This window comes from Variovorax sp. GW821-FHT10C12 (genome assembly GCF_059415405.1).
Genome location: NZ_JBWKNE010000001.1, coordinates 237129 through 257652, shown reverse-complemented (window position 1 = coordinate 257652; position 20524 = coordinate 237129). Strand labels below are relative to the sequence as shown.

The 20524-nt window shown below is 68.6% G+C and carries 17 protein-coding genes; 5 read left to right on the top strand and 12 right to left on the bottom strand.

The window, feature by feature from the left end; genetic code table 11:
• Nucleotide 1 precedes the first annotated feature (1 nt).
• The 5 genes from AC07OH_RS01165 to AC07OH_RS01145 all read right to left on the bottom strand — a co-directional run bounded on the left by AC07OH_RS01165 (nt 2) and on the right by AC07OH_RS01145 (nt 5458).
• The gene (locus tag AC07OH_RS01165) at nt 2–874 is read right to left on the bottom strand and encodes a branched-chain amino acid ABC transporter permease (RefSeq protein WP_056582994.1); all 873 of its coding nucleotides are present in this window, start codon (nt 872–874) and stop codon (nt 2–4) included.
• 328 nt (nt 875–1202) lie between these two features.
• A complete protein-coding gene (locus AC07OH_RS01160) occupies nt 1203–2387 on the bottom strand; it encodes an ABC transporter substrate-binding protein (protein ID WP_489057469.1) in 1185 nt (394 codons plus the stop codon).
• Nucleotides 2388–2542: 155 nt separating this feature from the next.
• Nucleotides 2543–3532 carry a PDR/VanB family oxidoreductase gene (locus tag AC07OH_RS01155; RefSeq protein ID WP_495299300.1) on the bottom strand — a complete coding sequence of 330 codons (990 nt, stop codon included), beginning with the start codon at nt 3530–3532 and terminating at the stop codon, nt 2543–2545.
• Between the two features lie 43 nt (nt 3533–3575).
• Nucleotides 3576–4349 (bottom strand): GntR family transcriptional regulator, encoded by a 774-nt coding sequence (locus AC07OH_RS01150; protein WP_062470623.1) that lies wholly within the window; start codon nt 4347–4349, stop codon nt 3576–3578.
• Nucleotides 4349–5458, bottom strand: coding sequence for an aromatic ring-hydroxylating dioxygenase subunit alpha (locus AC07OH_RS01145; protein ID WP_495266445.1), 1110 nt, complete (start codon nt 5456–5458; stop codon nt 4349–4351). Before AC07OH_RS01145 ends, AC07OH_RS01150 begins: the two co-directional genes overlap by 1 nt.
• A 145-nt stretch (nt 5459–5603) precedes the next feature.
• Here AC07OH_RS01145 and AC07OH_RS01140 point away from each other — a divergent pair, with 145 nt between their 5' ends.
• From AC07OH_RS01140 to AC07OH_RS01125, 4 genes are all read left to right on the top strand, one after another.
• A complete protein-coding gene (locus tag AC07OH_RS01140) occupies nt 5604–6725 on the top strand; it encodes a 5-methyltetrahydropteroyltriglutamate--homocysteine S-methyltransferase (RefSeq protein WP_495299299.1) in 1122 nt (373 codons plus the stop codon).
• Between the two features lie 27 nt (nt 6726–6752).
• Nucleotides 6753–7421 (top strand): glutathione S-transferase family protein, encoded by a 669-nt coding sequence (locus AC07OH_RS01135; protein WP_495299298.1) that lies wholly within the window; start codon nt 6753–6755, stop codon nt 7419–7421.
• Nucleotides 7422–7446: 25 nt separating this feature from the next.
• Complete coding sequence (locus AC07OH_RS01130) at nt 7447–8826, top strand: phospholipase D-like domain-containing protein (protein ID WP_489057475.1); 1380 nt, start codon at nt 7447–7449, stop codon at nt 8824–8826.
• A gap of 537 nt (nt 8827–9363) precedes the next feature.
• Entirely contained in the window at nt 9364–11127 is a 1764-nt protein-coding gene (locus AC07OH_RS01125) for an Ig-like domain-containing protein (protein WP_495299297.1), read from the top strand.
• 8 nt (nt 11128–11135) lie between these two features.
• On the opposite strand, the gene AC07OH_RS01120 is transcribed toward AC07OH_RS01125, so the two are convergent.
• Complete coding sequence (locus AC07OH_RS01120; protein WP_495299296.1) at nt 11136–12194, bottom strand: ROK family protein; 1059 nt, start codon at nt 12192–12194, stop codon at nt 11136–11138.
• A 110-nt stretch (nt 12195–12304) separates the two neighbouring features.
• Between AC07OH_RS01120 and AC07OH_RS01115 the strand changes: the two genes are divergently transcribed.
• Nucleotides 12305–13861 (top strand): ABC transporter permease/substrate-binding protein, encoded by a 1557-nt coding sequence (locus AC07OH_RS01115; RefSeq protein ID WP_495299295.1) that lies wholly within the window; start codon nt 12305–12307, stop codon nt 13859–13861.
• Between the two features lie 7 nt (nt 13862–13868).
• Here AC07OH_RS01115 and AC07OH_RS01110 read toward each other — a convergent pair whose 3' ends face one another.
• From AC07OH_RS01110 to AC07OH_RS01085, 6 genes are all read right to left on the bottom strand, one after another.
• Nucleotides 13869–15305: an aldehyde dehydrogenase family protein gene (locus AC07OH_RS01110; RefSeq protein WP_495299294.1), complete on the bottom strand. Its 1437-nt coding sequence runs from the start codon at nt 15303–15305 to the stop codon at nt 13869–13871.
• A gap of 139 nt (nt 15306–15444) precedes the next feature.
• A complete protein-coding gene (gene gudD / locus AC07OH_RS01105; protein WP_495299293.1) occupies nt 15445–16800 on the bottom strand; it encodes a glucarate dehydratase in 1356 nt (451 codons plus the stop codon).
• Nucleotides 16801–16934: 134 nt separating this feature from the next.
• A complete protein-coding gene (locus tag AC07OH_RS01100; protein ID WP_495299292.1) occupies nt 16935–17924 on the bottom strand; it encodes a Bug family tripartite tricarboxylate transporter substrate binding protein in 990 nt (329 codons plus the stop codon).
• A 14-nt stretch (nt 17925–17938) separates the two neighbouring features.
• Nucleotides 17939–18394, bottom strand: coding sequence for a nuclear transport factor 2 family protein (locus AC07OH_RS01095; protein ID WP_495299291.1), 456 nt, complete (start codon nt 18392–18394; stop codon nt 17939–17941).
• A gap of 54 nt (nt 18395–18448) precedes the next feature.
• Nucleotides 18449–19360, bottom strand: a complete 912-nt coding sequence (gene kdgD, locus AC07OH_RS01090; RefSeq protein WP_307638527.1) for a 5-dehydro-4-deoxyglucarate dehydratase — start codon at nt 19358–19360, stop codon at nt 18449–18451.
• Between the two features lie 57 nt (nt 19361–19417).
• Nucleotides 19418–20407, bottom strand: coding sequence for a Bug family tripartite tricarboxylate transporter substrate binding protein (locus AC07OH_RS01085; protein ID WP_307585986.1), 990 nt, complete (start codon nt 20405–20407; stop codon nt 19418–19420).
• Nucleotides 20408–20524 lie beyond the last annotated feature (117 nt).

Here is a 20524-nt window from a genome sequence, read left to right as displayed (position 1 = left end):
CTCAGCGGCCTCCCTTGCGCGTGAACAGGCCCTGGGGCCGCCACATGAGGATCAGGATCATGAGCAGGTAGACGGTGAACGCGCCCATCTTCGGAATGAAGTACTTGCCGGCCACGTCGGCAATGCCGAGCAGCAGCGCGGCGGCGAGCGGCCCGGTGATCGACGAGGTGCCGCCGACCGAGACCACGATAAGGAAATAGATCATGTACTTGAGCGGGAAGGTCGGGTCGAGCCCGAGGATTTCCGCGCCCAGCGCGCCGCCCAGCCCGGCCAGGCCCGAGCCCACGGCGAAGGTCAGCAGGAACACGATGTTGACGTTGATGCCCAGCCCGGCGGCCACGCGCGGGTCGTCGACGGCGGCGCGCAGGCGGCTGCCGAAGCGCGTCTTCGAGAGGATGAGCTGCAGCACCACGGTGAGCACCGCGCACACGGCGATGATGAAGATGCGGTAGTGGCCCATGCCCAGCAGGAACGCGCCGTCGCCGAATTCGCTGCGCCCGCGCAGCCACTCGGGCAGTTGCAGGTTCTGCTGCGACGAGCCGACGAAGTAGTCGACGGCCGCGACGGCCATGAACGCCAGCCCGATGGAAAACAGCACCTGGTCCAGGTGCGGCTTGCCGTACATCGGCCGGTAGAGCGTGCGCTCCAGCAGCGCGCCGGCCAGCGCGACGACGATGAACGCGAGCGGCAGGCAGGCCAGAAACGGCACGCCGAACTTCTGCATCGCGAACACGGTGAGATAGCCGCCCGCCATGGCGAAGGCACCGTGCGCGAGGTTGATGAAGTTCATCAGCCCGAGCGTCACAGCCAGCCCCACGGCGAGGACGAAGAGCAGCATGCCGTAGGCGATGCCGTCGAAAAGAATGGTCAGCATGTCGGTTGTCTGAGTCTGGTGCGTTCGTTCAGGATGCTGCTATTCAGGGTGCGTGCACAGGACACCGGGTACTTCCCTCCGCGAATGTCCCCCGCTTCGCTCCTCCTTGATTTCGCTGCGGGAAGCACCCGGTGCCCTGTGCACGAGGGCACGCTGTCGGTTTGCGGCCGATCAACCCGTGCTCTGAAAACGATCACGCTGATGGGGTGCCTTGCGCAGCGAAATCAAGGAGGAGGGGCGAAGCCCCGGGGGACATTCGCGGAGCAAGGTGCCCCGTCGGCGGGAGCGCCGCCCTGAACGGCAGCGCCCCAACCGACAAAGCGCCAAATTATTTGGCTTTGCCCGGGTCCTTCACGCCCTTGATCACGTCGAACTCGACGTTGTAGAGCTGCCCGTCCTTCTTTTCAACCTTGCGCAGGTACACGTCCTGCACGATGTCGCGCGTCTGCGCATCGATCAGCACCTGGCCGCGCGGGCTCTCGAAGACCTGGCCCTTCATGGCTGCCAGCAGTGCTTCGCCGCCGCCCTGGCCCTTGGTGGTCTTGAGGGCTTCGTAGATCACGCGCATGCCGTCATAGCCGCCCACGGCCATGAAGTTGGGGCGCATCTTGGGGTTGGCTTTCTGGAAGGCCTCGACGAACTTCTTGTTCAGCGCCGAGGGGTGCGCGGCCGAGTAGTGGTGCGAGGTGACCACGCCCAGCGCGCCGTCGCCCATGTCGTTCAGTTGATCGTCATCCGTCACGTCGCCGGTGGCGATCATCTTGATGCCGGCCTTGTCCATGCCGCGCTCCAGGAACTGCTTCATCACCGCAGCGCCCGCGCCCGAGGGCACGAAGACGAACAGCGCGTCGGGCTTGGCGTCGCGCACCTTCTGCAGGAACGGCGCGAAGTCGGGGTTGCGCAGCGGCACGCGCAGCTTCTCGAGCACCTTGCCGCCGTTGAGCTGGAAGCGGTCGCTGAAGAACTTCTCGGCGTCGTTGCCCGGGCCGTAGTCGGTGACCAGCGTGACCACCGACTTCACGCCGTTCTTGGGCGCCCAGTCGCCCATCACCACCGACACCTGCGGCAGCGTGAAGCTGCTGCGCACGATGTAGGGCGAGGCCTCGGTGATGCTCGAGGTGGCGGCGGCCATCACGACCTGCGGCGTCTTCGACTGCGTGGCCAGCGGCGCGGCGGCCAGCGCGGCCGGCGTGATGCCGAAGCCGGCGATCACGTTGACCTTGTCGTTGACGATGAGTTCCTGCGCCAGGCGCTTGGTCACGTCGGGCAGGCCGGTGTCGTCCTTCACGATCAGCTCGACCTTCTTGCCGGCCACGGTGTCGCCGTTCTGTGCCATGTACAGGCGCGCGGCGGCCTCGATCTGGCGGCCGGTGGAGGCCGACTGCCCCGTCATCGGCAGGATCAGGCCGATCTTGAACTTGTTGTCCTGGGCGCTGGCCACGGGCAGCGACAGCGCGGTGGCGAGCGCAATCGCCGAAAGGCCGGCGGTCTGGATGAGATGGCGTCTTTGCATGGAATTTTTCCTTTGAGGGACGGAACGCGAAACCGGGCGTATTTTGAACAATTCGCAACAATTGACGGAGCAGGCAACCACCTACCCGCCCGCCGCACGGGTCTTTGTTGCGCGATCATTCGAATGGTTGCGCGATGATCGCGCAACCGATGTTTTCACAGGTCCGGGCGGTACGCGGAATCGAGCGTGAGCGTACCCACGGCGCGTGACACGCAGGCGCAGATGCGCGTGGTCGCCTGCTTCTCGTGCGGGCTCAGGAACACGTCGCGGTGGTCGACTTCGCCGTCCACGGCCAGCACGTCCATGGCGCACAGGCCGCACTCGCCGCGCTTGCAGTCCGACAGGGTCTGCACGCCGGCCGCATCGAGCGCGTCGAGCAACGTGCAGTCGGCCGGCACGGTGATCGACAGGTCGTGACGCGGAATGCGCACGGTGAAAGCCTGCGTCGCAAGCCGCCCGCTGCTGCCGAAGGTTTCGAAGCGCAGGTCGGCGAGCGGCCGGCCCGCCGCGGCCCAGGCGCGCTTGACGGCTTCGAGCATCGGCACCGGGCCGCAGGTGTAGAGCTGGCCGCCGGGCGGCAGCGCGGCGATGGCGGCGTCGAAGTCGATGGGCGCGGCGCCTTCGTGCGCCTGCACGCCGGCTTCGCCCAGCGCGTCGCGCAGGGTGTCGAGGTAGCCGAACTCGCCCGCATGGCGCGCGCCGTACAGCATGGCCACCGGCACGCCGCGACGTTGCGCCAGTGCACCGAGGCGCTGCGCCATCAGCACCAGCGGCGTGATGCCGATGCCGCCGGCCACCAGCAGGTAGCCGGGCGCCGCGAGGTCGAGCGGAAAGTGGTTTTGCGGCGCGCTCACCTGCAGCCGGTCGCCCTCGGCCAGCCGCCACATCGCACGCGAGCCGCCCCGGCCGTCGTCCAGCCGCTTGACGGCGATGCGCCAGCAGCTGCCGTCGCCCTCGCCCACCAGCGAATAGGAGCGCGTCTGCACGCGGCCCTGCTCGGTCATCACCTGCACCTGCAGGTGGGCGCCGGGCTCATGCGCGGCGACGAAGTCGGTGTCGGGGCGCAGCGTGAACTCGCGCACGGTGGGCGTGACGTCGCGCAGCGCCACCACCTGCGCCTGCATCCATTGAAGATCGCTTTTCATCGGGGAACACCAGCGGGGAAAGAGAAGAAAAAGAAGTCGTCGATCAGCCGCGACGGCGGATCAGTTGCACGCCCGGCAGCGGACGCTGTTCGGCGCTCGGCGTGCCATGCAGCGCCTCGCGCAGGTTGCGCCGCGCGATGCGGCTGTGCTCGCGCATGAGCGCCTCGGCGCGCGAGCCCTCGCCGGACTCGATGGCGTCGAGCACCTGCAGATGCTGGTCCTGCGCGATCACGAGCATGTCGCGCGCGGCCGGCGAATTGGCCTGCACGATGACGAAGCCCGAGGGCGAAGCGAACGGCAGGTTGACCACGCGTTCGAGCTGCTGTGCGATGACCGGGCTGCCCGCCATCTCGCACAGCAGCGCATGGAATTTCTCGTTGTGCGTCACGTAGCGCGAGAACGCCGCGTCGTCGAGCGCAGGCTCGCGCAGCAGCTCGTCGATGCGCGTGAGGCAGGCGCGCGCTTCGCGCAGCACCACGGGCGCCGCGCCGCGCTCGGCCGCCAGCCGCGCCACGAGGCCTTCGAGCGTGCCGCGCAGCTCGATGGCGTCGGCCACATCGCGTTCGGAAAAGGTGCGCACCGCATAGCCGCCGTTGGGCAGCGCTTCGAGCAGGCCTTCCTGTTCGAGCCGCATGAGCGCGCTGCGCACCGGCGTGCGCGACACGCCGAGCTGTTCGGAGATGGCGACCTCGGCAATGCGTGCGCCGCCGGGCAGCTCGCCCGCCAGGATCATCTCGCGCAGCCGCAGCTGCGCCTTCACGGCCTGCGAGCTGCCGCTGTCGCCGGGCTCGGCGGGAGAGACGGTGGCGACCTTCATCACGCGGCCTGGCTCTCTGGGGCGGGACGGATCGGGATCGCGGCGCGCGCGGGCCGCTCCTTCTCGATCATGCGGTCGATGAGGCGGCGCGCCCACATCGAGCCGGCGTCGATGTTGAGGTTGTAGAACTGGTGGTCGGGGTGCTCGTCGATGGCTTTCTGCTGCGCTTCGAGCACGATCTCGTCCTCGCGGAAGATGCCCGAGACGCCCTCGCGCAGCTCGTGCGTGAGGCGCTGTTCGCCCAGGCAGTAGTTGCGCGCGAAGGCCCAGAAGTACAGGCAGGTCTTGTCGGTCTCGGGCGTGATGGTGTTGAGCACGTAGCCGTTGACGCCCTTGCTGCGGTCGCCGGGGTTGTCGTTCGACGGCACCGCGCCGCTGCCCGCCTCGGCCACGCCGACGTCGATGTTCACCGTGCACGGGCCTTCGAAACGGATGATCTGCCAGCGGTCGACCTTGCCCGTGTAGCCGCGCGCATGGCGGATCTGGTTGCCCCAGAACGGCGGCGCGTCGATGTTCTCCATCCAGCGCGTGACGGTGGCCGAGCGGTCGCCGTGCGTGGCCACGAAGGGCGCCTCGGCCACCTCGCGGTTGCCGATGGACGAGCCGTGCACGAAGGTCTCGTGCGTGAGGTCCATGAGGTTGTCGACCACGAGGCGGTAGTCGCAGTGGACGCGGATCATCTTGCCGTCGCCGGCCCAGGCCGGGTCGTCGTTCCAGTGCATGTCGGGCACCAGCGCCGGGTCGGCCTTGGCCGGGTCGCCGGGCCAGATCCACACGAAGCGGTGCTTCTCGACCACCGGAAAGCTGCGCACGCAGGCCGAGGGGTTGAGCGTTTCCTGGCTCGGCATGTGGGTGCAGCGGCCCTGGCTGTTGTAGACCAGGCCGTGGTAGCCGCAGACCAGCTCGTCGCCCTCGAGGCGGCCCAGCGACAGCGGCATCAGCCGGTGCCAGCAGGCGTCTTCGAGCGCGGCCACCTGGCCGTCGGTGCGGCGGAACAGCACCACTTTCTGGTTGCAGATGGTGCGTGGCAGCAGCGCGTGACGCACTTCGACGTCGTAGGCGGCGGCATACCAGGCGTTGAGCGGAAAGGCGGTCGTGGGCGTCTTCATGAATACGCAATGTATACAGAACAGAGAGAAATTCCAGCGCAAAACCCCCTATTCAAGGGTAAACACTGACGACTACGTATACAAACAGGCTTTTCTCGAAGGCGCTAGGATTCCGCTCGTTCACAGTCACGACGGAGTTCATTCCATGTCCCAGCATGCCGCCCTGCCCGCCCGCTACGACCACGTGGGCAGCTTCCTGCGCCCGCAGTACCTGCTCGAAGCCCGCGAGCAGAAAGCCAAGGGCCAGATCACGCCCGAGCAACTGCGCGAGGTCGAAGACAAGGCCATCACCGAGATCGTCCGCTTCCAGGAAGACATCGGCCTCAAGAGCATCACCGACGGCGAGTTCCGCCGCACCTACTTCCACATCGACTTCCTCGACCAGCTCGGCGGCGTGAAGACCGACATCCCGGTCACCATCCGCCGCCCGGACGGCACCGAGGAACTGGCGCCGCCCGCGATGCGCGTGATCGACAAGGTGCGCCACGTGAAGGACATCCAGCTCGCCGACTTCCAGTACCTCAAGAGCCAGGTGTCGGCCGGCCGCACGCCGAAGGTGACGATCCCGTCGCCGACGATGCTGCACTTCCGTGGCGGGCGCGCGGGCATCAGCAAGGACGCGTACCCCGAGCTCGACCCGGTGTTCTATGACGACGTGGCCAAGGCCTATGGCGACGAGCTGCGCTCGCTGGCCGCCGCCGGCTGCACCTACGTGCAGATGGACGACACCAACCTCGCCTACCTCTGCGACGAGCACATGCGCGAAGCCGCCCGCAAGCGCGGTGACGACCCGAACGAGCTGCCCCACCGCTACGCCGCATTCATCAACAAGGTGGTGGCACAGAAGCCGCCGGGCATACTGCTGGCCATGCACCTGTGCCGCGGCAACTTCAAGAGCACGCACGCCGCGGCCGGCAACTACGAGCCGGTGGCCGAGGCGCTGCTCAAGGAGATGGACCTCGACGCCTACTTCATGGAATACGACGACGCCCGCTCGGGCGACTTCAAGCCGCTGCGCTACCTGCCCAAGGGCAAGACCGTGGTGCTCGGCCTCGTGACCACCAAGTTCGGCGAGATGGAAGACAAGGACGAGCTCAAGCGCCGCATCGAGGACGCCAGCAAGTACGCCTCGCTCGACCAGCTCGCGCTGTCGCCGCAGTGCGGCTTCTCCAGCACGGTGCACGGCAACAACATCGCCGTCGAAGCGCAGCGCAACAAGCTGCGCCTCGTGGTCGAGACAGCGCAGGAAGTCTGGGGCTCGACCTGACGCGCGCTTTCTGTTGAAGTCGGGGGCATGACGACGACGCAGATTTACTCCGGCCCCCTCAGCATGTTCGGCGCGAAGGTGCAGATCGCCGCGTACGAAAAAGGCATCACTTTCGAGCTCACCATGGTGCCGTTCACCACCGACGACGCCTACGAGCCCAAGCACCCCGAGGTGCTGCGCGTGAACCCGGTGAAGCAGCAGGTGCCGGTGCTGGTCGACGACGAGGTCGCGCTGTTCGACTCGACGCAGATCTTCGAGTACCTCGAAGACCGCTACCCGCAGCCCGCGCTGTGGCCCGAGGGCATCGCCGACCGGGCCCGCGCGCGGCAGCTGGAGCAGAAGTCGGACGAGGTGTTCTTCCCGAACGTCATCAAGCTCTTCGGCTTGCAGGACGCCATGCAAAGCGCCCCGGCGGTCGCGGCCTGTGCCGCCTGCGCGCGCTTCTACGAAGAGATGGAAGGCCTGCTCGCCACGCGCGAACACCTGGCCGGCCCCTACTCCTTCGCCGACATCGCCTTCTACATGGCGCATGTGTTCGCCGACCGCAAGGGCGCCGGCATGACCGACGCCACGCCGCGCCTCGTGGCCTGGCGCGAGCGCGTGGGCGCGCGGCCCGCCGTGCGCACGGTGGTCGATCCGATGATGCGGTTCCTGGCTTCGCAAGGGCGCGGCGTGCCGGCCTTCCTGCAGCGCTGAGCGGGCACCGAGGCATCACCCGCCCATGCCGGACACCCTCTTCGACTGGCTGCCCTCCCCTTCGCAGCATTTTCTTGCCGTCACTTTCGCGTTGCTGGTCTATGTGCTGACCACGCGCACGCGCCGCGAGCAGCGCGCCCCCACCACCGCCATCGCGTGGGTCATGGGGCTGGTGCTCATGCCCTACGCGATCCTGCCGATGTACCTGCTGTTCGGCCAGCGCAAGCTGCGCCCGGCCGGCGCGCCCCGGCCGCCGCGTTCGCTGCCGCCGGGCCACTGGGCGGCCGACCTGATCGAGAGCTTCGGCCTGGCGCCGCCCGGGCGCTGCGCGATCCGCATGCACGCCGACGGCGAGGCCGCGCGCGAGGCACTGTTCGAGGTGATCGACGGCGCGCGCCAGCGCCTGGACGTGTGCACCTTCATCATCGGCGACGACGCGCTCGGCCACGCCGTGCTGGCGCGGCTCGCGCAGCGCGCGCGCGAAGGCATCAAGGTGCGCGTGCTGCTCGACGGCTTCGGCGCGCTCTCGCTGCCGCGCCATCACTTCGACCGGCTGCGCGCGGCGGGGGGCGAGGTGGCGGTGTTCCGACCCTTCTTCAGCCTGCGCCGCATCGGTCCGCGCAACCTGCGCAACCACCGCAAGCTCACCATCGCCGACGACCGCTGGCTGTGGTCGGGCGGGCGCAACCTCGCGGGCGAGTATTTCTCCGGCAACGACAAGCACCCCGAAGCCTGGCACGACCTGTCCTTCGACCTGCACGGCAGCGTGGCTGCCGCCGCCGCGCGCCAGTTCGACCACGACTGGAGCTCGGTGCGCGGGCGCAAGGCGCGCGCCATCACCGCCGCCGACGTGCCCGCGGGGCCCGGCTGCGCGATGGCCCAGTTCCTGCCGAGCGGCCCCGACCAGACCGAGGACACGGCGCACGCGCTGCTCATCGACGCCTGCTTTCGCGCCGAGCACCGCATCCTCGCGATCACGCCCTACTTCGTGCCGGGCGACGGCCTGCGCGATGCGCTGCGCCTCGCCGCGCGGCGCGGCGTGCAGGTGACCATCGCGATGCCCGCGCAGTCGAACCACCGGCTGGCCGACTTCGTGCGCGCACGCGCCATGCGCGACCTCGCGCGCGCAGGCGTGAGCTTTCGCATGCTGCCCTTCATGGCGCACGCCAAGGCCGTGGTGGTCGACGACGAACTGGCGATGTGCGGCTCGATCAACCTCGACCTGCGCAGCCTGCTGCTGAACCACGAGGCGGCGGTGGTGTTCTACGGCCACGACGACATCGAATGGCTGGCCGAATGGATCGAGACCACCGCCTCGGCCGGCGAGCCCTACCGCGCGCGGCGCCCGGGGCTGCTGCGCGACGTGGCAGAGGGGCTGCTGCTGACCGTCGCCTTCCAGCTGTAGGCGGGCAGTGCATCGCCCAAGATGCACGAATGCAACACAATTGCAACCAATTGAACATTCACACTAGAATCGCCACCGGTTCCGGTGGATGAATGTTCCTTCGGAGCCCCCTGCATCGCGGGGCAGCCCGCTCCGGCCCGGCCTCATGGGGCCCACCGAAGCGCCATTCGTACCGCCGTTGTCGTGAGAAAGTGCCCAAATAACAGGCACCACTACAGCGAGGCAAGTTCCCTTCCTACGAGCCCAGAAATTAAGATAAAGGTTCACTGATTGTTGCCACATCGTGTGGAGGAATGAGCGGTCCGCCCGCCCTCCGCACTGAATGAGCAACCAGTAGTCCCCCGCACTTCAGAAGCATCGGCGCCCGTCAGGGCGTATCGCCTTCGGCGACCTCGATGCGATGCAGGAGCGTGACCGGCAAAGGCGGTCGCCGCGGGGTCTGTGCGCTGGGCGCCGGGCGACACCTTCGCGCGGCCCGAAGCGGTCCCCTTTGTTGTCGATCACTGCCGGATTCCCCTGAGCACGGGGAAAAAATCGATGCCTTTCATTGATTCGCTGCTGGCGCTCGCGCGCCGGCTGGGCGCAGCCTTGCCTGTCGTTTGGGCCCTGCTGCTGCCGTTGTCCGCCGCCCCGACCTGGGCAGCCATGAACGAAGTCGGCCGCGCCACGCCGAGCGTGCACCGCCTGCGCTTCTTCATCGACCCGCAACTGGCGGCCGACATCGGCGCGCCCGAAGCCGGCCGCCGGCTCGCGCAGTACGTGGCCGACCTCAACACCGTGTTCCAGCGCGAGACCGTGCGCAGCTTCACCTTCGATCCCGCGAAAGACCTGCAGATCGTCGCGCCCGGCGCGGCGCCGCCCTGCGGCTTCAGCGGCGTGGCCGGCGGCGAGATCGTGCTGTGCGTCGGCCCCTCGAAGCGCGGCTACAGCCACGGCGGCCTGACCACCAGCACCACCTTCCCGCCCACCGGCGTGACCTGGAACCTGAACTGGACCGCCATCCACGACCCGCTGCGCCTGTCGCGCGCCATCACGCCGGCCGCGCCCGAGTCCACCGAGAAGGACTACCTCGGGCGCCAGCTCAAGACCCTGCTGCACGAGCTGGAGCACGTGTTCGGCGCCGGCTCCGGCGAGTACTACAACGCCATCGCCGTCGCCGACACCACCGAGACCGCGCCCGCCAGCGACCTCGCCCTCGTGAAGCACACCGACCGCTACTGGTGGACGCGCCAGCACTGGCGCCTCGACCCGCTGCTGGGCACCGTGTTCGAGCAGCGCTACGACCCGGCCGCCAACCGCGTCGCCACGCTCGGCCTGATCCGCTTCACCGAAGGCACCAAGGCACAGATCAACACCGACTGGCGCGACTGGCCCAAGCTCGGCAGCTCGAAGTTCATGGCCGCGACCACCGCCACGCAGGTGCGCGTGACCGAGCGCGAGAGCGGCGCCGCGCTGGCCGGCGCACCCGTCTCGGTGTGGCGCGACCCGGGCGCCGGCAAGCCGCTGGAGCCGATCGCGCAGGGCAGCACCAACGCCGAAGGCCGCTTCGTGTTCGACTGGCGCTGCGGCTTCAGCTGCTTCGCCGTCGGCAAGACCACGCTGCTCGTGAAGGCCCAGGCCCCGGGCCGCGCACCGGGCGCGACGTGGCTCACCATCTTCGACGCCTTCGAGCAGAAGGCGGTGCAGGGGCAGGCGGCCTTCACCATCGACCTGCCGCTGGGCGTGCCCGACAGCCAGAAGCCGGCCGTGTCCCTGGCCGCGCCCGCGATGGCGACCGTGGGCCAACCGGTGGCGCTGGCGCCCGTGGCGGTCGACAACGTCGGCGTCTTCGGCGTGAAGGTGATCGGCACCGACAGCCTGCCGATCTGCACCTTCACCGCCCCGCCCTACACCTGCCACTGGACGCCGACCGCGCCGGGCGTGCAGATCGTCCGCGTGATCGCCATCGACGCCGCGGGCAATGCCGAGGTCGCGTCGGCGCAGGTGATCGTGCGCGCGCCGGCCGACACCACCGCACCGACCGTCACGCTGAACGTGCCGCCCATGGCGGCGTCGGCCGCAGGCCTGCCGGTGCGGCTGACGGGCAGCGCGACCGACGACACCGGCGTGGCCGAGCTGGCCTTCATCGTCGACGGCAAGACCGTCTGCGCGCTGCGCGCCGCGCCCTACACCTGCAGCTGGACGCCCGCGCGCGCCGGCTTGGCGAACATCGAGCTGCGCGCCACCGATGCGGCGGGCAACGTCGCCACCACCTCGGCCACCGCGCGCGTCGGCGCGGAACTGCGACCCGAGGATCTGTAAAGCCGAACTCAGCGCCGGTTTGTGAAGCTGGCGTTGCCCAGCCCGGTGCCGATGGTCAGCACGCCCCAGCGGCGCACGTCGCGCATGAACGGCAGCTCGCTCAGGCCCTGCACCACCGCGTCGTTGTGCATGAGCACCAGCGTCGCGCCCGAGCCGATGATCGGCAGCCGCCGCCACAGCGCGGCCGGCAGGTGGAAGGCGGGGCTCTCCCAGTCGCCCGGCAGGTTCTGCGCACCGCGCGCGATCGAGCCGTCGGCGCGGATCAGCCCCGGGCAGCCGATGCCGATGAAGGGCGCGAGCCGGATCTTGCGGCGCTCGGCGTAGATCACCATGTCCTCGAGCATGTCGGCGATGCGTTCGACCATGTGGCTGCGGTTCGGGCCGTCGTCGGCGTGGCGCCACTTTTCTCGCTTGACCACTTTCGCGCGCGAGAAGTCGGGCGCCTTGCGATGGCGCGTCTTCACGATGCCGCAGCGCACGTTGGTGCCGCCGATGTCCACGGCCAGGATGGCGTCGTGCCCCTTCAGCAGCGGCGGCGGCGTCAGGTGCGCCCAGCCGATCAGCCCGCCGTCGTCCACGTTGTGCGACAGCCGGCCCAGCTGCACGTGCACGCCCAGGTCTTCGAGCATCGCGCCCGCCTCCAGGATCGCGCGCTCGCCCACATCGCTCTCGGGAAAGCCGCCGCCGACCACGATGCGCTGCACCTTGCGCCACGAGGGCTGGCGCACGAAGCGCTGCACCACGAAGGCCAGCTCTTGCGCGAACTCCTCGATGGCGCCATGCATCACGTCGCCGGCGGCCGTGGCGGTTTTCTCCTGCAACGCGCGGTCGAGCTGCTTCTTGCTCAGGTCGCGCGAATGGGCCGCGCCCAGCGGGTCACGGCCGGTCTTGCGGCGCCGCTTGCGCCATCGCTCGAGCAGTTCGCGAAACGCCGTCTGGCTGGCCTGGTCGCCGACGAAGCCGTCCTTGTCGCGCAGCTGCAGGCTGTAGCCGTCCACGCGCAGGCCGGGCAGCTCGCGCAGGCCGTGGATGTCGGGACCGGGGGGCGCATGCCTGGTTTTTTTCATGACGGCCACTATGGGCCGCCGCAAGGCCGTGGCGCATCGGCTTCGCGCACCACGGCGTGTAGGAGACGGACGGGTACGGCGGGCGCGGCGATGCCGATACACTGACCCGGATGCACCTGCCTCGCAGCTTCTGGCACCCCGCCCTGTGGCTTTTCGCGATGCTCTGGCTGGCCGCCGCCGCCCCCCGCGCGCAGGCCGCCGACGAGACGCTGCGCGTCGGCTCCAAGCGCTTCACCGAGTCGTACATCCTGGCCGAGGTGCTGGCGCAGACCGCCGCACCGCACACCGCATCGCCGCCCGTCGTGCGCCAGGGGCTGGGCAACACGGCCATCGTGTATGAAGCGCTGCGCTCGGGCGCCATCGACCTGTACGCCGAATACACCGGCACCATCGCACTCGAGATCCTCAAGGGCTCGCCCGCCGACACGCGCGAGGCGATGAACGCCGCGCTCGCACCGCTCGGGCTGGGCGTGGCGATTCCGCTGGGCTTCAACGACGGCTACGCGCTGGCCGTGCGCGCCGCCGATGCCGACAAGCTCGGGCTGCGCACGCTGAGCGACCTGGCCAAACACCCCGAGCTGCGCATCGGGCTGTCGAACGAATTCATCGGCCGCGCCGACGGCTGGAAAGGCCTGGCGGCAAGCTACGGCTTCACGCAGACGCCGACCGGGCTCGACCATGGCCTGGCCTACGAGGCGATGACGGCCAAGCAGATCGACGCCATCGACATCTACACCACCGACGCCAAGATCGACCACCTCGGCCTGCGCGTGCTCGTGGACGACAAGCAGTACTTTCCGCGCTACGACGCGGTGGTGCTCTACAAGCTCGACCTGCCTGCGCGGCTGCCGAAGGCGTGGGCTGCGTTGCAGGCGCTCGAAGGCAAGATCGACGAGCACGCCATGATCGCGATGAACGCGCGCGCCGAACTGCAGGGCGTGCGCTTCGACACCATCGCGCGCGACTTCCTCGCGGGCGCCACGAAAGACGGCAAGACACCACCGAGCGCCGCGCGCGGCTTCACGGCCAAGCTCTTCGGGCCCGACCTCTGGCCGCTCGCGCGCCAGCACCTGCTGCTGGTGGCGGTGTCGGTCGGCGTGGCCATCCTCATCGGCGTGCCGCTGGCGATCCTCGTGTTTCCGCACCTGCGGCTGCGCGCCGTGGTGCTGGGCTTTGCGAGCGTGATGCAGACCGTGCCCTCGCTGGCGCTGCTCGCGGTGCTGATCTCGCTGCTCGGCGCCATCGGTGCCCTGCCCGCGCTCATCGCGCTCACGCTGTACTCGCTGCTGCCGATCATGCGCAACACCGTGACCGGATTGACCGAAGTGCCCAACGGCCTGCGACTGGCCGGCACCGCGCTGGGCATGACGCCGCCGCAGAGCCTTCAGCTGGTGCTGCTGCCTCTCGCGTTGCCCACGCTGCTGGCGGGCGTGAGAACAGCCACTGCGATCGCCATCGGCACAGCGACCATCGCGGCCTTCATCGGCGCGGGCGGTTTTGGTGAGCGCATCGTGACGGGACTGGCGCTCAACGATCGCGAGCTGCTGATGGCCGGTGCACTGCCGGCTGCGGCGATGGCGCTGGTCAGCGAAGGCCTGTTCGAGCTGATCGAACTCTGGATGCGGCGCCGTCGTCGGGCGCCACCGGCCTCGCTGCCACCCACCTGACGGGTTCTCAGGCCAGCGTGTAAGCCGTCTTCACCGTCGTGAAGAACTCCTGCGCGTACTTGCCCTGCTCACGTGGCCCATAGCTCGATCCTTTGCGCCCACCAAACGGCACGTGATAGTCCACCCCCGCCGTCGGCAGGTTCACCATCACCATGCCCGCCTGGCTGTGCCGCTTGAAGTGCGTCGCGTACTTCAGCGAAGTGGTCGCGATGCCGGCGGAGAGCCCGAACTCGGTGTCGTTGGCCGTGGCCAGCGCCTCTTCGTAGTTCTTCACGCGGATCACGCTCGCCACCGGGCCGAACACTTCCTCGCGATTGATGCGCATGTTTGCCGCAGACTCGCTGAACAGCGCCGGCGACATGTAGTAGCCGTCCGTCTCCAGCTTCAGCAGTTCGCCGCCGGCTGCCAGCGTGGCACCCTCGCCCTTGCCGATGGCGACGTATTCCATGTCCTGGTCGAGCTGCGACTTCGACGACACCGGCCCCACGTCGGTGCCCTGCGCGAGCGCATCGCCGACCTTGATCTTCGCCATGCGCGCCTTCATCGCCTCGATGAACTTCGGGTAGATGCCTTCGGTCACGATGAGTCGGCTCGACGCCGTGCAGCGCTGGCCCGTCGAGTAGAACGCGCTCTGCACGCTGAGCTCCACGGCCTGTGCGAGGTCGGCGTCGTCGAGCACCACCTGCGGGTTCTTGCCGCCCATTTCGAGCTGCACTTTCTTGTGGTTCGTGACGCACTGGATCGCGATGTTGCGGCCCACGCCCACCGAGCCTGTGAAGCTGATCGCATGGATGCCGGGGTGGTTGACCAGCGCATCGCCGATCACGCTGCCGCGCCCCATCACGAGGTTGAACACGCCCGCCGGAATGCCCGAGCGGCTGATGATCTCGGCCAGCGCCCACGCGCAGCCCGGCACGAGGTCGGCGGGCTTGAGCACCACGCAGTTGCCGAAGGCCAATGCCGGCGCGATCTTCCACGCAGGAATCGCGATGGGGAAGTTCCACGGCGTGATGAGCCCCACCACACCGACCGGCTCGCGCGTGATCTCCACGCCGATGTTCGGGCGCACCGACGGCAGCACCTCGCCCGCGAGGCGCAGGCACTCGCCCGCGAAGAACTTGAAAATCTGCCCCGCGCGCGTGGCCTCGCCGATGCCTTCGGCCTTGGTCTTGCCCTCTTCGCGCGCCAGCAGCGTGCCCAGCTCTTCCTTGCGCGCCAGGATCTCGGTGCCGATCTTGTCGAGCGCGTCGGAGCGCGCCTGGATGCTGCCCGTCGCCCAGGCGGGGAAGGCGGCGGTGGCGGCGGCCACAGCGGCGTCGACCTGGCCCTTGTCGCCCTGCGTGTACTGGCCCAGCACGTCGGCCAGGTTGCTAGGGTTGATGTTGGGGCTGTAGCTGTGGCCGGCCAGCCATTCGCCGTTGATGAGATTGTCGAAGTTCTGCATGAGGAGTTCCTTGGATGCGATTGAAAGAGTCGCCGCCCCTTCGGGAAACACCGCGGAACCGGCTTTGCCGGGCCGCTGGTGTTGCCCCCTGCAAGGGGGTTGGAGGCCACACGAAGTGGGCAAGCCTGGGGGTGAGCCGTTACCTCACCATGCACGGGCGCTTGTTGTCGAAAGTCCAGTTGGGAATCAGGTACTGCATTGCCTGCGCATCGTTGCGCGCGCCGAGGCCGTGCTTCAGGTAGAGCTGGTGCGCCTTCTCGACCTCGGCCATGTCGAGCTCGATGCCAAGGCCGCCGCGCGTGGGCACCTGCACGAGGCCGCCCTCGATCTGCAGCGGCGCCTTCGTGAGGCGCTGGCCGTCCTGCCAGATCCAGTGCGTGTCGATGGCCGTGACCTTGCCAGGCGCCGCCGCGGCCACGTGCGTGAACATCGCGAGCGACACGTCGAAGTGGTTGTTCGAATGCGAGCCCCAGGTCAGGCCCCAGGCCTGGCACAGCTGCGCCACGCGCACCGAGCCCTGCATCGTCCAGAAGTGCGGGTCGGCCAGCGGAATGTCGACCGACTGCAGCGAGAGGCTGTGCACCATCTCGCGCCAGTCGGTGGCGACCATGTTGGTGGCGGTGGGCAGGCCGGTGGCGCGGCGGAACTCGGCCATCACCTCGCGGCCCGAGAACACGCCTTCGGCACCGCACGGGTCTTCGGCATAGGCCATCACGCCGTGCAGGTCGCGGCACAGGCGGATGGCGTCGGCCAGCAGCCAGCCGCCGTTCGGGTCGAGCGTGACGCGCGCCTGCGGAAAGCGCGCGTGCAACGCGCGGATCGCCTCGACCTCTTCCTCGCCGCGCAGCACACCGCCCTTGAGCTTGAAGTCGGTGAAACCGTAGCGCGCATGCGTGGCCTCGGCCAGGCGCACGATGGCCTCGGGGGTCATCGCCTCTTCGTGGCGCAGGCGGAACCAGTCGTTGTCGGCGCCGGGGTCGGTCTCGTACGGCAGGTCGGTCTTGGTGCGGTCGCCCACGTAGAAGAGGTAGCCGAGCATCTGCACCGCATCGCGCTGCTGGCCTTCGCCGAGCAGCGCGGCCACGGGCACGCCCAGGTGCTGGCCCAACAGGTCGAGCAGCGCGGCTTCGGCGGCGGTCACGGCGTGGATGGTCACGCGCAGGTCGAAGGTCTGCAGGCCGCGCCCGCCGCTGTCGCGCGCGGCAAAGGCGCTGCGCATGCGGTTGAGCACGGCGTTGTGGTTGCCGATGGGCTGGCCCACGATGAGGTCGCGCGCGTCTTCGAGCGTCTGGCGGATCTTCTCGCCGCCCGGCACCTCGCCCACGCCGGTGTGGCCGGCGCTGTCGGTGAGGATCAGCAGGTTGCGCGTGAAGAACGGGCCGTGCGCGCCGCTGAGGTTCATCAGCATGCTGTCGTGGCCCGCGACGGGGACCACACGCATGCCGGTGACGACGGGCGCACCAGAGAGAGGAGAAGTGGAATCTGAAAGTGTCATCTCTAATCAATCCAAAACTGCGCCAGTCCCTTCGGGGAACACCGCGGAACCGGCTTTGCCGGGCCGCTGGTGTTGCCCCCGGCGAGGGGGTTGGCATAGCGACACGAAGTGCGCGAAGCCTGGGGGAGAACCATTTAGTCTGCGGTGATGTGACGGGTGTCGATCAATGTCTTCCATCGCGCCCACTCGCGCAACTGGAAGGCGGTGAAGTCCTCAGGCGTGCTGGCGACGATTTCCAGGCCCTGGTCGAGCATGCGCTTCTTCGTCTCGGGGTCCTGCATGGCGGCGATGACCGCGTCGCTCAGCTTCTTCTTCGTGGCGGGCGGCAGGCCCTTGGGCGCGGCCATGCCCTGCCACGAGTAGACCTCGGCGCCCTTCACGCCGGCCTCGGCGAGCGTGGGCACGTCGGGCAGCACGGGCGAGCGCTTGTCGCCGGTGACGGCCAGCGCGCGCAGCTTGCCGGCGCGGATGTGCGGCAGCACGGCGTTCACGTTCTGGAACGAGAAGTCAACCTGGTTGCCCAGCAGGTCGTTCACCGCCGGCGCGCCGCCCTTGTAGGGCACGTGCACGCCTTCGGTCTTCGATTGCTGCCAGAAGAGTTCGGCCGACAGGTGGTCGGACGAGCCGTTGCCCGAACTCGCGAACGAGACCTTGCCGGGCGTCTTGCGCAGGAGCGCGAGCACGTCGGCCACGGTGTGTTCAGGCCGCGCGACATTCGCCACGAGCACGTTGGGCGCCTGCACGGGCACGCTGATGTAGTCGAAGTCTTTGGTGGCGTCGTAGGGCACGCTCTTTTGCAGGTGCGGCGTGACGACGAAGGCGCCGAGCGACGACACCAGCAGCGTGTAGCCGTCGGGCAGCGCGCGCCGCACGAAGCCGGTGCCGATGGTGCCGGTGGCGCCGGGCCGGTTGTCGACCACGAAGCTGCCGCCGAGCTTGCCCTGCAGCTGCTGCGCCAATGCGCGCGCCACCATGTCGGTGGAGCCACCGGCCGGGAACGGCACGATGATCGTCACGGGCTTCTGCTGCGGCCATGCATCGGCCTGCGCCCAGGCGTGCAGCGGCGACAGCAGCGCGGCGGCGGCGAGCGCGAGGCCCGTCGCCAGGAATTGCGTTCTCTTCATGCGCGGTGGTCCGTTCAGGAAGGAAGGCGCACAGCCTGGCGCGCGAGCAGCTTCCACTCGCCGCCCTGCTTCTGCCAGACGCCGAGGATCTTCAGCGCGACCTTGCCGGGCTTGCCCGAGTCGTTGGTGTCGGCCGTGAGCGTGTGGCGCACGATGGCCGTGCGGCCGTCGACGATCTTCACGGTCTGGTCGGTGATGGCGATGGCCACGAAGTCGGACTTGCCGTCGAGCAGGTCGCTGATGAAGCTGGCCTGCGTGTCGACCTTGCCGCCCGAATGGCCGTAGCTCAGGTCGTCGGACACCAGCGCGCGCAGCGCGGCGGGCGTCGGGTCGACCATGGCGACGCGCAGCCGCTCGGCGGCTGCGGCCACGGCGGGTTCGTCCGACGCGCTGTAGCCGCCACCGCTGGCGGCACAACCCGCGAACACGGCGGTCGCTGCAGCGGCGAGCAGAAATTTCCTGATGAGCATGTCGTTGTCTCCTGTTGTTCTGTGGTGCTGGCGACTACTGCGATCAGTGCCGGCTTACTGCGGGCCGAGCGTGTCGATGAGCGCCTTCAGCGCGTCCATCTCGTCGGGCTTCAGGTCGGTCAGCGGCGCGCGCACGGGGCCGGCGTCGTGGCCGACGAGCTTGGCGCCCGCCTTCACGATGCTCACGGCGTAGCCGGGCACGCGGTTGCGCAGCTCCAGGTAGGGCATGAAGAAGTTCTTCAGCAGGCGGTGCTGCGTGGCCATGTCGTCGTTGGCGACCGCGTGATAGAAGTCCATCGCCGTCTTTGGAATGAAGTTGAAGACCGCCGACGAGTACACGGGCGTGCCCATGGCCTTGTAGGCCGCGGCATACACCTCGGCCGTGGGCAGGCCGCCCAGGTAGGCGAAGCGGTCGCCCATCTTCTGGAAGATCGCGACCATGGCTTCGATGTCGCCCACGCCGTCCTTGAAGCCGACGAGGTTCGGGTTGCGCTCGGCCAGGCGGGCCAGCGTGTCGGGCTTGAGGCGGCTCGAGGCGCGGTTGTAGACGATCACGCCGAACTTCACGCTCTTGCACACGGCCTCGACGTGCGCGGCCAGGCCTTCCTGGCCGGCTTCGGTGAGGTAGTGCGGCAGCAGCAGGATGCCGTGCGCGCCGGCCTTCTCTGCGGCTTGCGCGCATTGAATGGCGAAGCGCGTCGGGCCGCCGGCGCCGGCAATGATCGGCACCACGCCGCGGCAGGTGTCGACCGCGGTCTGGATGATGCCGGGGTACTCGTCACCGGTCAGCGAGAAGAACTCGCCCGTGCCGCCCGCGGCGAACAGCGCGCTCGCGCCGTAGGGCGCCAGCCATTCGAGGCGCTCGATGTAGCCCTTCTTGTTGAAGACGCCGTTGCTGTCGAAGTCGGTCAGCGGGAACGAGAGCAGGCCGGAGCCCATGATGGTCTTGAGTTCTTGCGGGTTCATCGGAAGTCGTCCAGTGAAAAAGAGAAATGAGGAAAAGAGAAATGAAGAAGGGGCCGCTCAGTCGAGCTTGAGATTGGCCTGCTGGATGACCTGCGCCCAGCGCGCGCGCTCCTTGGCGAAGAACTGGTCCTGCTCGGGCGCGGTCATGGTCACGACCTCGGCGCCCTGCCCCGCCAGCCGCGCCCGGATGTCGGGCGTGCGGATGATGCGGACCAGTTCCTTGTTGAGCCGGGCGATCACCGCGTCAGGGGTGCCGCGCGCCGCGACCATGCCCTGCCATGTGCCCGACTCGTAGCCGGGAACGCCCTGCTCCGCGATGGTCGGCACGCTGCCGATCAGCGGCATGCGCGTCGATTTCGAAACAGCGATGAGCTTGAGCTTGCCGCTTTGCACATGCGGGTAGGTGGCCAGCATGCCGTTCATGAGCACCTGCGTCTGGCCGGCGACGGTGTCGAGCACAGCCTGCACGCCGCCCTTGTAGGGCACGTACTCCCACTTGGCGCCGCTCTTGCGCTGCAGTTCGACACCCGCGAGGTGCGCGGTGCTGCCGCTGGCAGTGACGGCGAAGTTGAGATCGCTCTTCTTCGACAGCTCGACCAGTTCCTTCAGCGTGTTGGCCTGCACCGACGGGTGCACCACCAGCAGGTGCGGCGAGTAGGCCAGCATGGCCACGCTGCGCAGGTCCTTCGACGGATCGAACGGCAGCTTGGGGTACAGCGACGGGCTGATGGCCAGCGCGCCGAGGTCGCACAGCATGAGCGTGTGGCCGTCGGCCGGCGCCTTGGCCAGCATGTCGGCGCCGAGGTTGCCGTTGGCGCCCGCGCGGTTCTCGATGACCACGGGCTGGCCCAGCGCCTCGGACAGCGGCTGGCCGATGGCGCGCGCAATGATGTCCGACGAGCCGCCCGGCGGGTACGGCACGATGAGACGGATGGGCTTGGAAGGCCAGGTGCCGCCCGCCCCTTGCGCGAACGCGTGCAGGGGCAGGCTGGCGGCCAGTGTGGTGGCGAGGGCGGCGCCGAGCGCGCCGCGTCGGTTGACGGTCATGAGGGCTGTCTCCTGAGGTTCGATCCGGGCATGCGGGGCCGCGATGGCGCCGCATGTTATCAGTCATCGTACAACTAGAAAATCAGCTTGTCCAGACTTGAGCCCCGAAAACCCGGG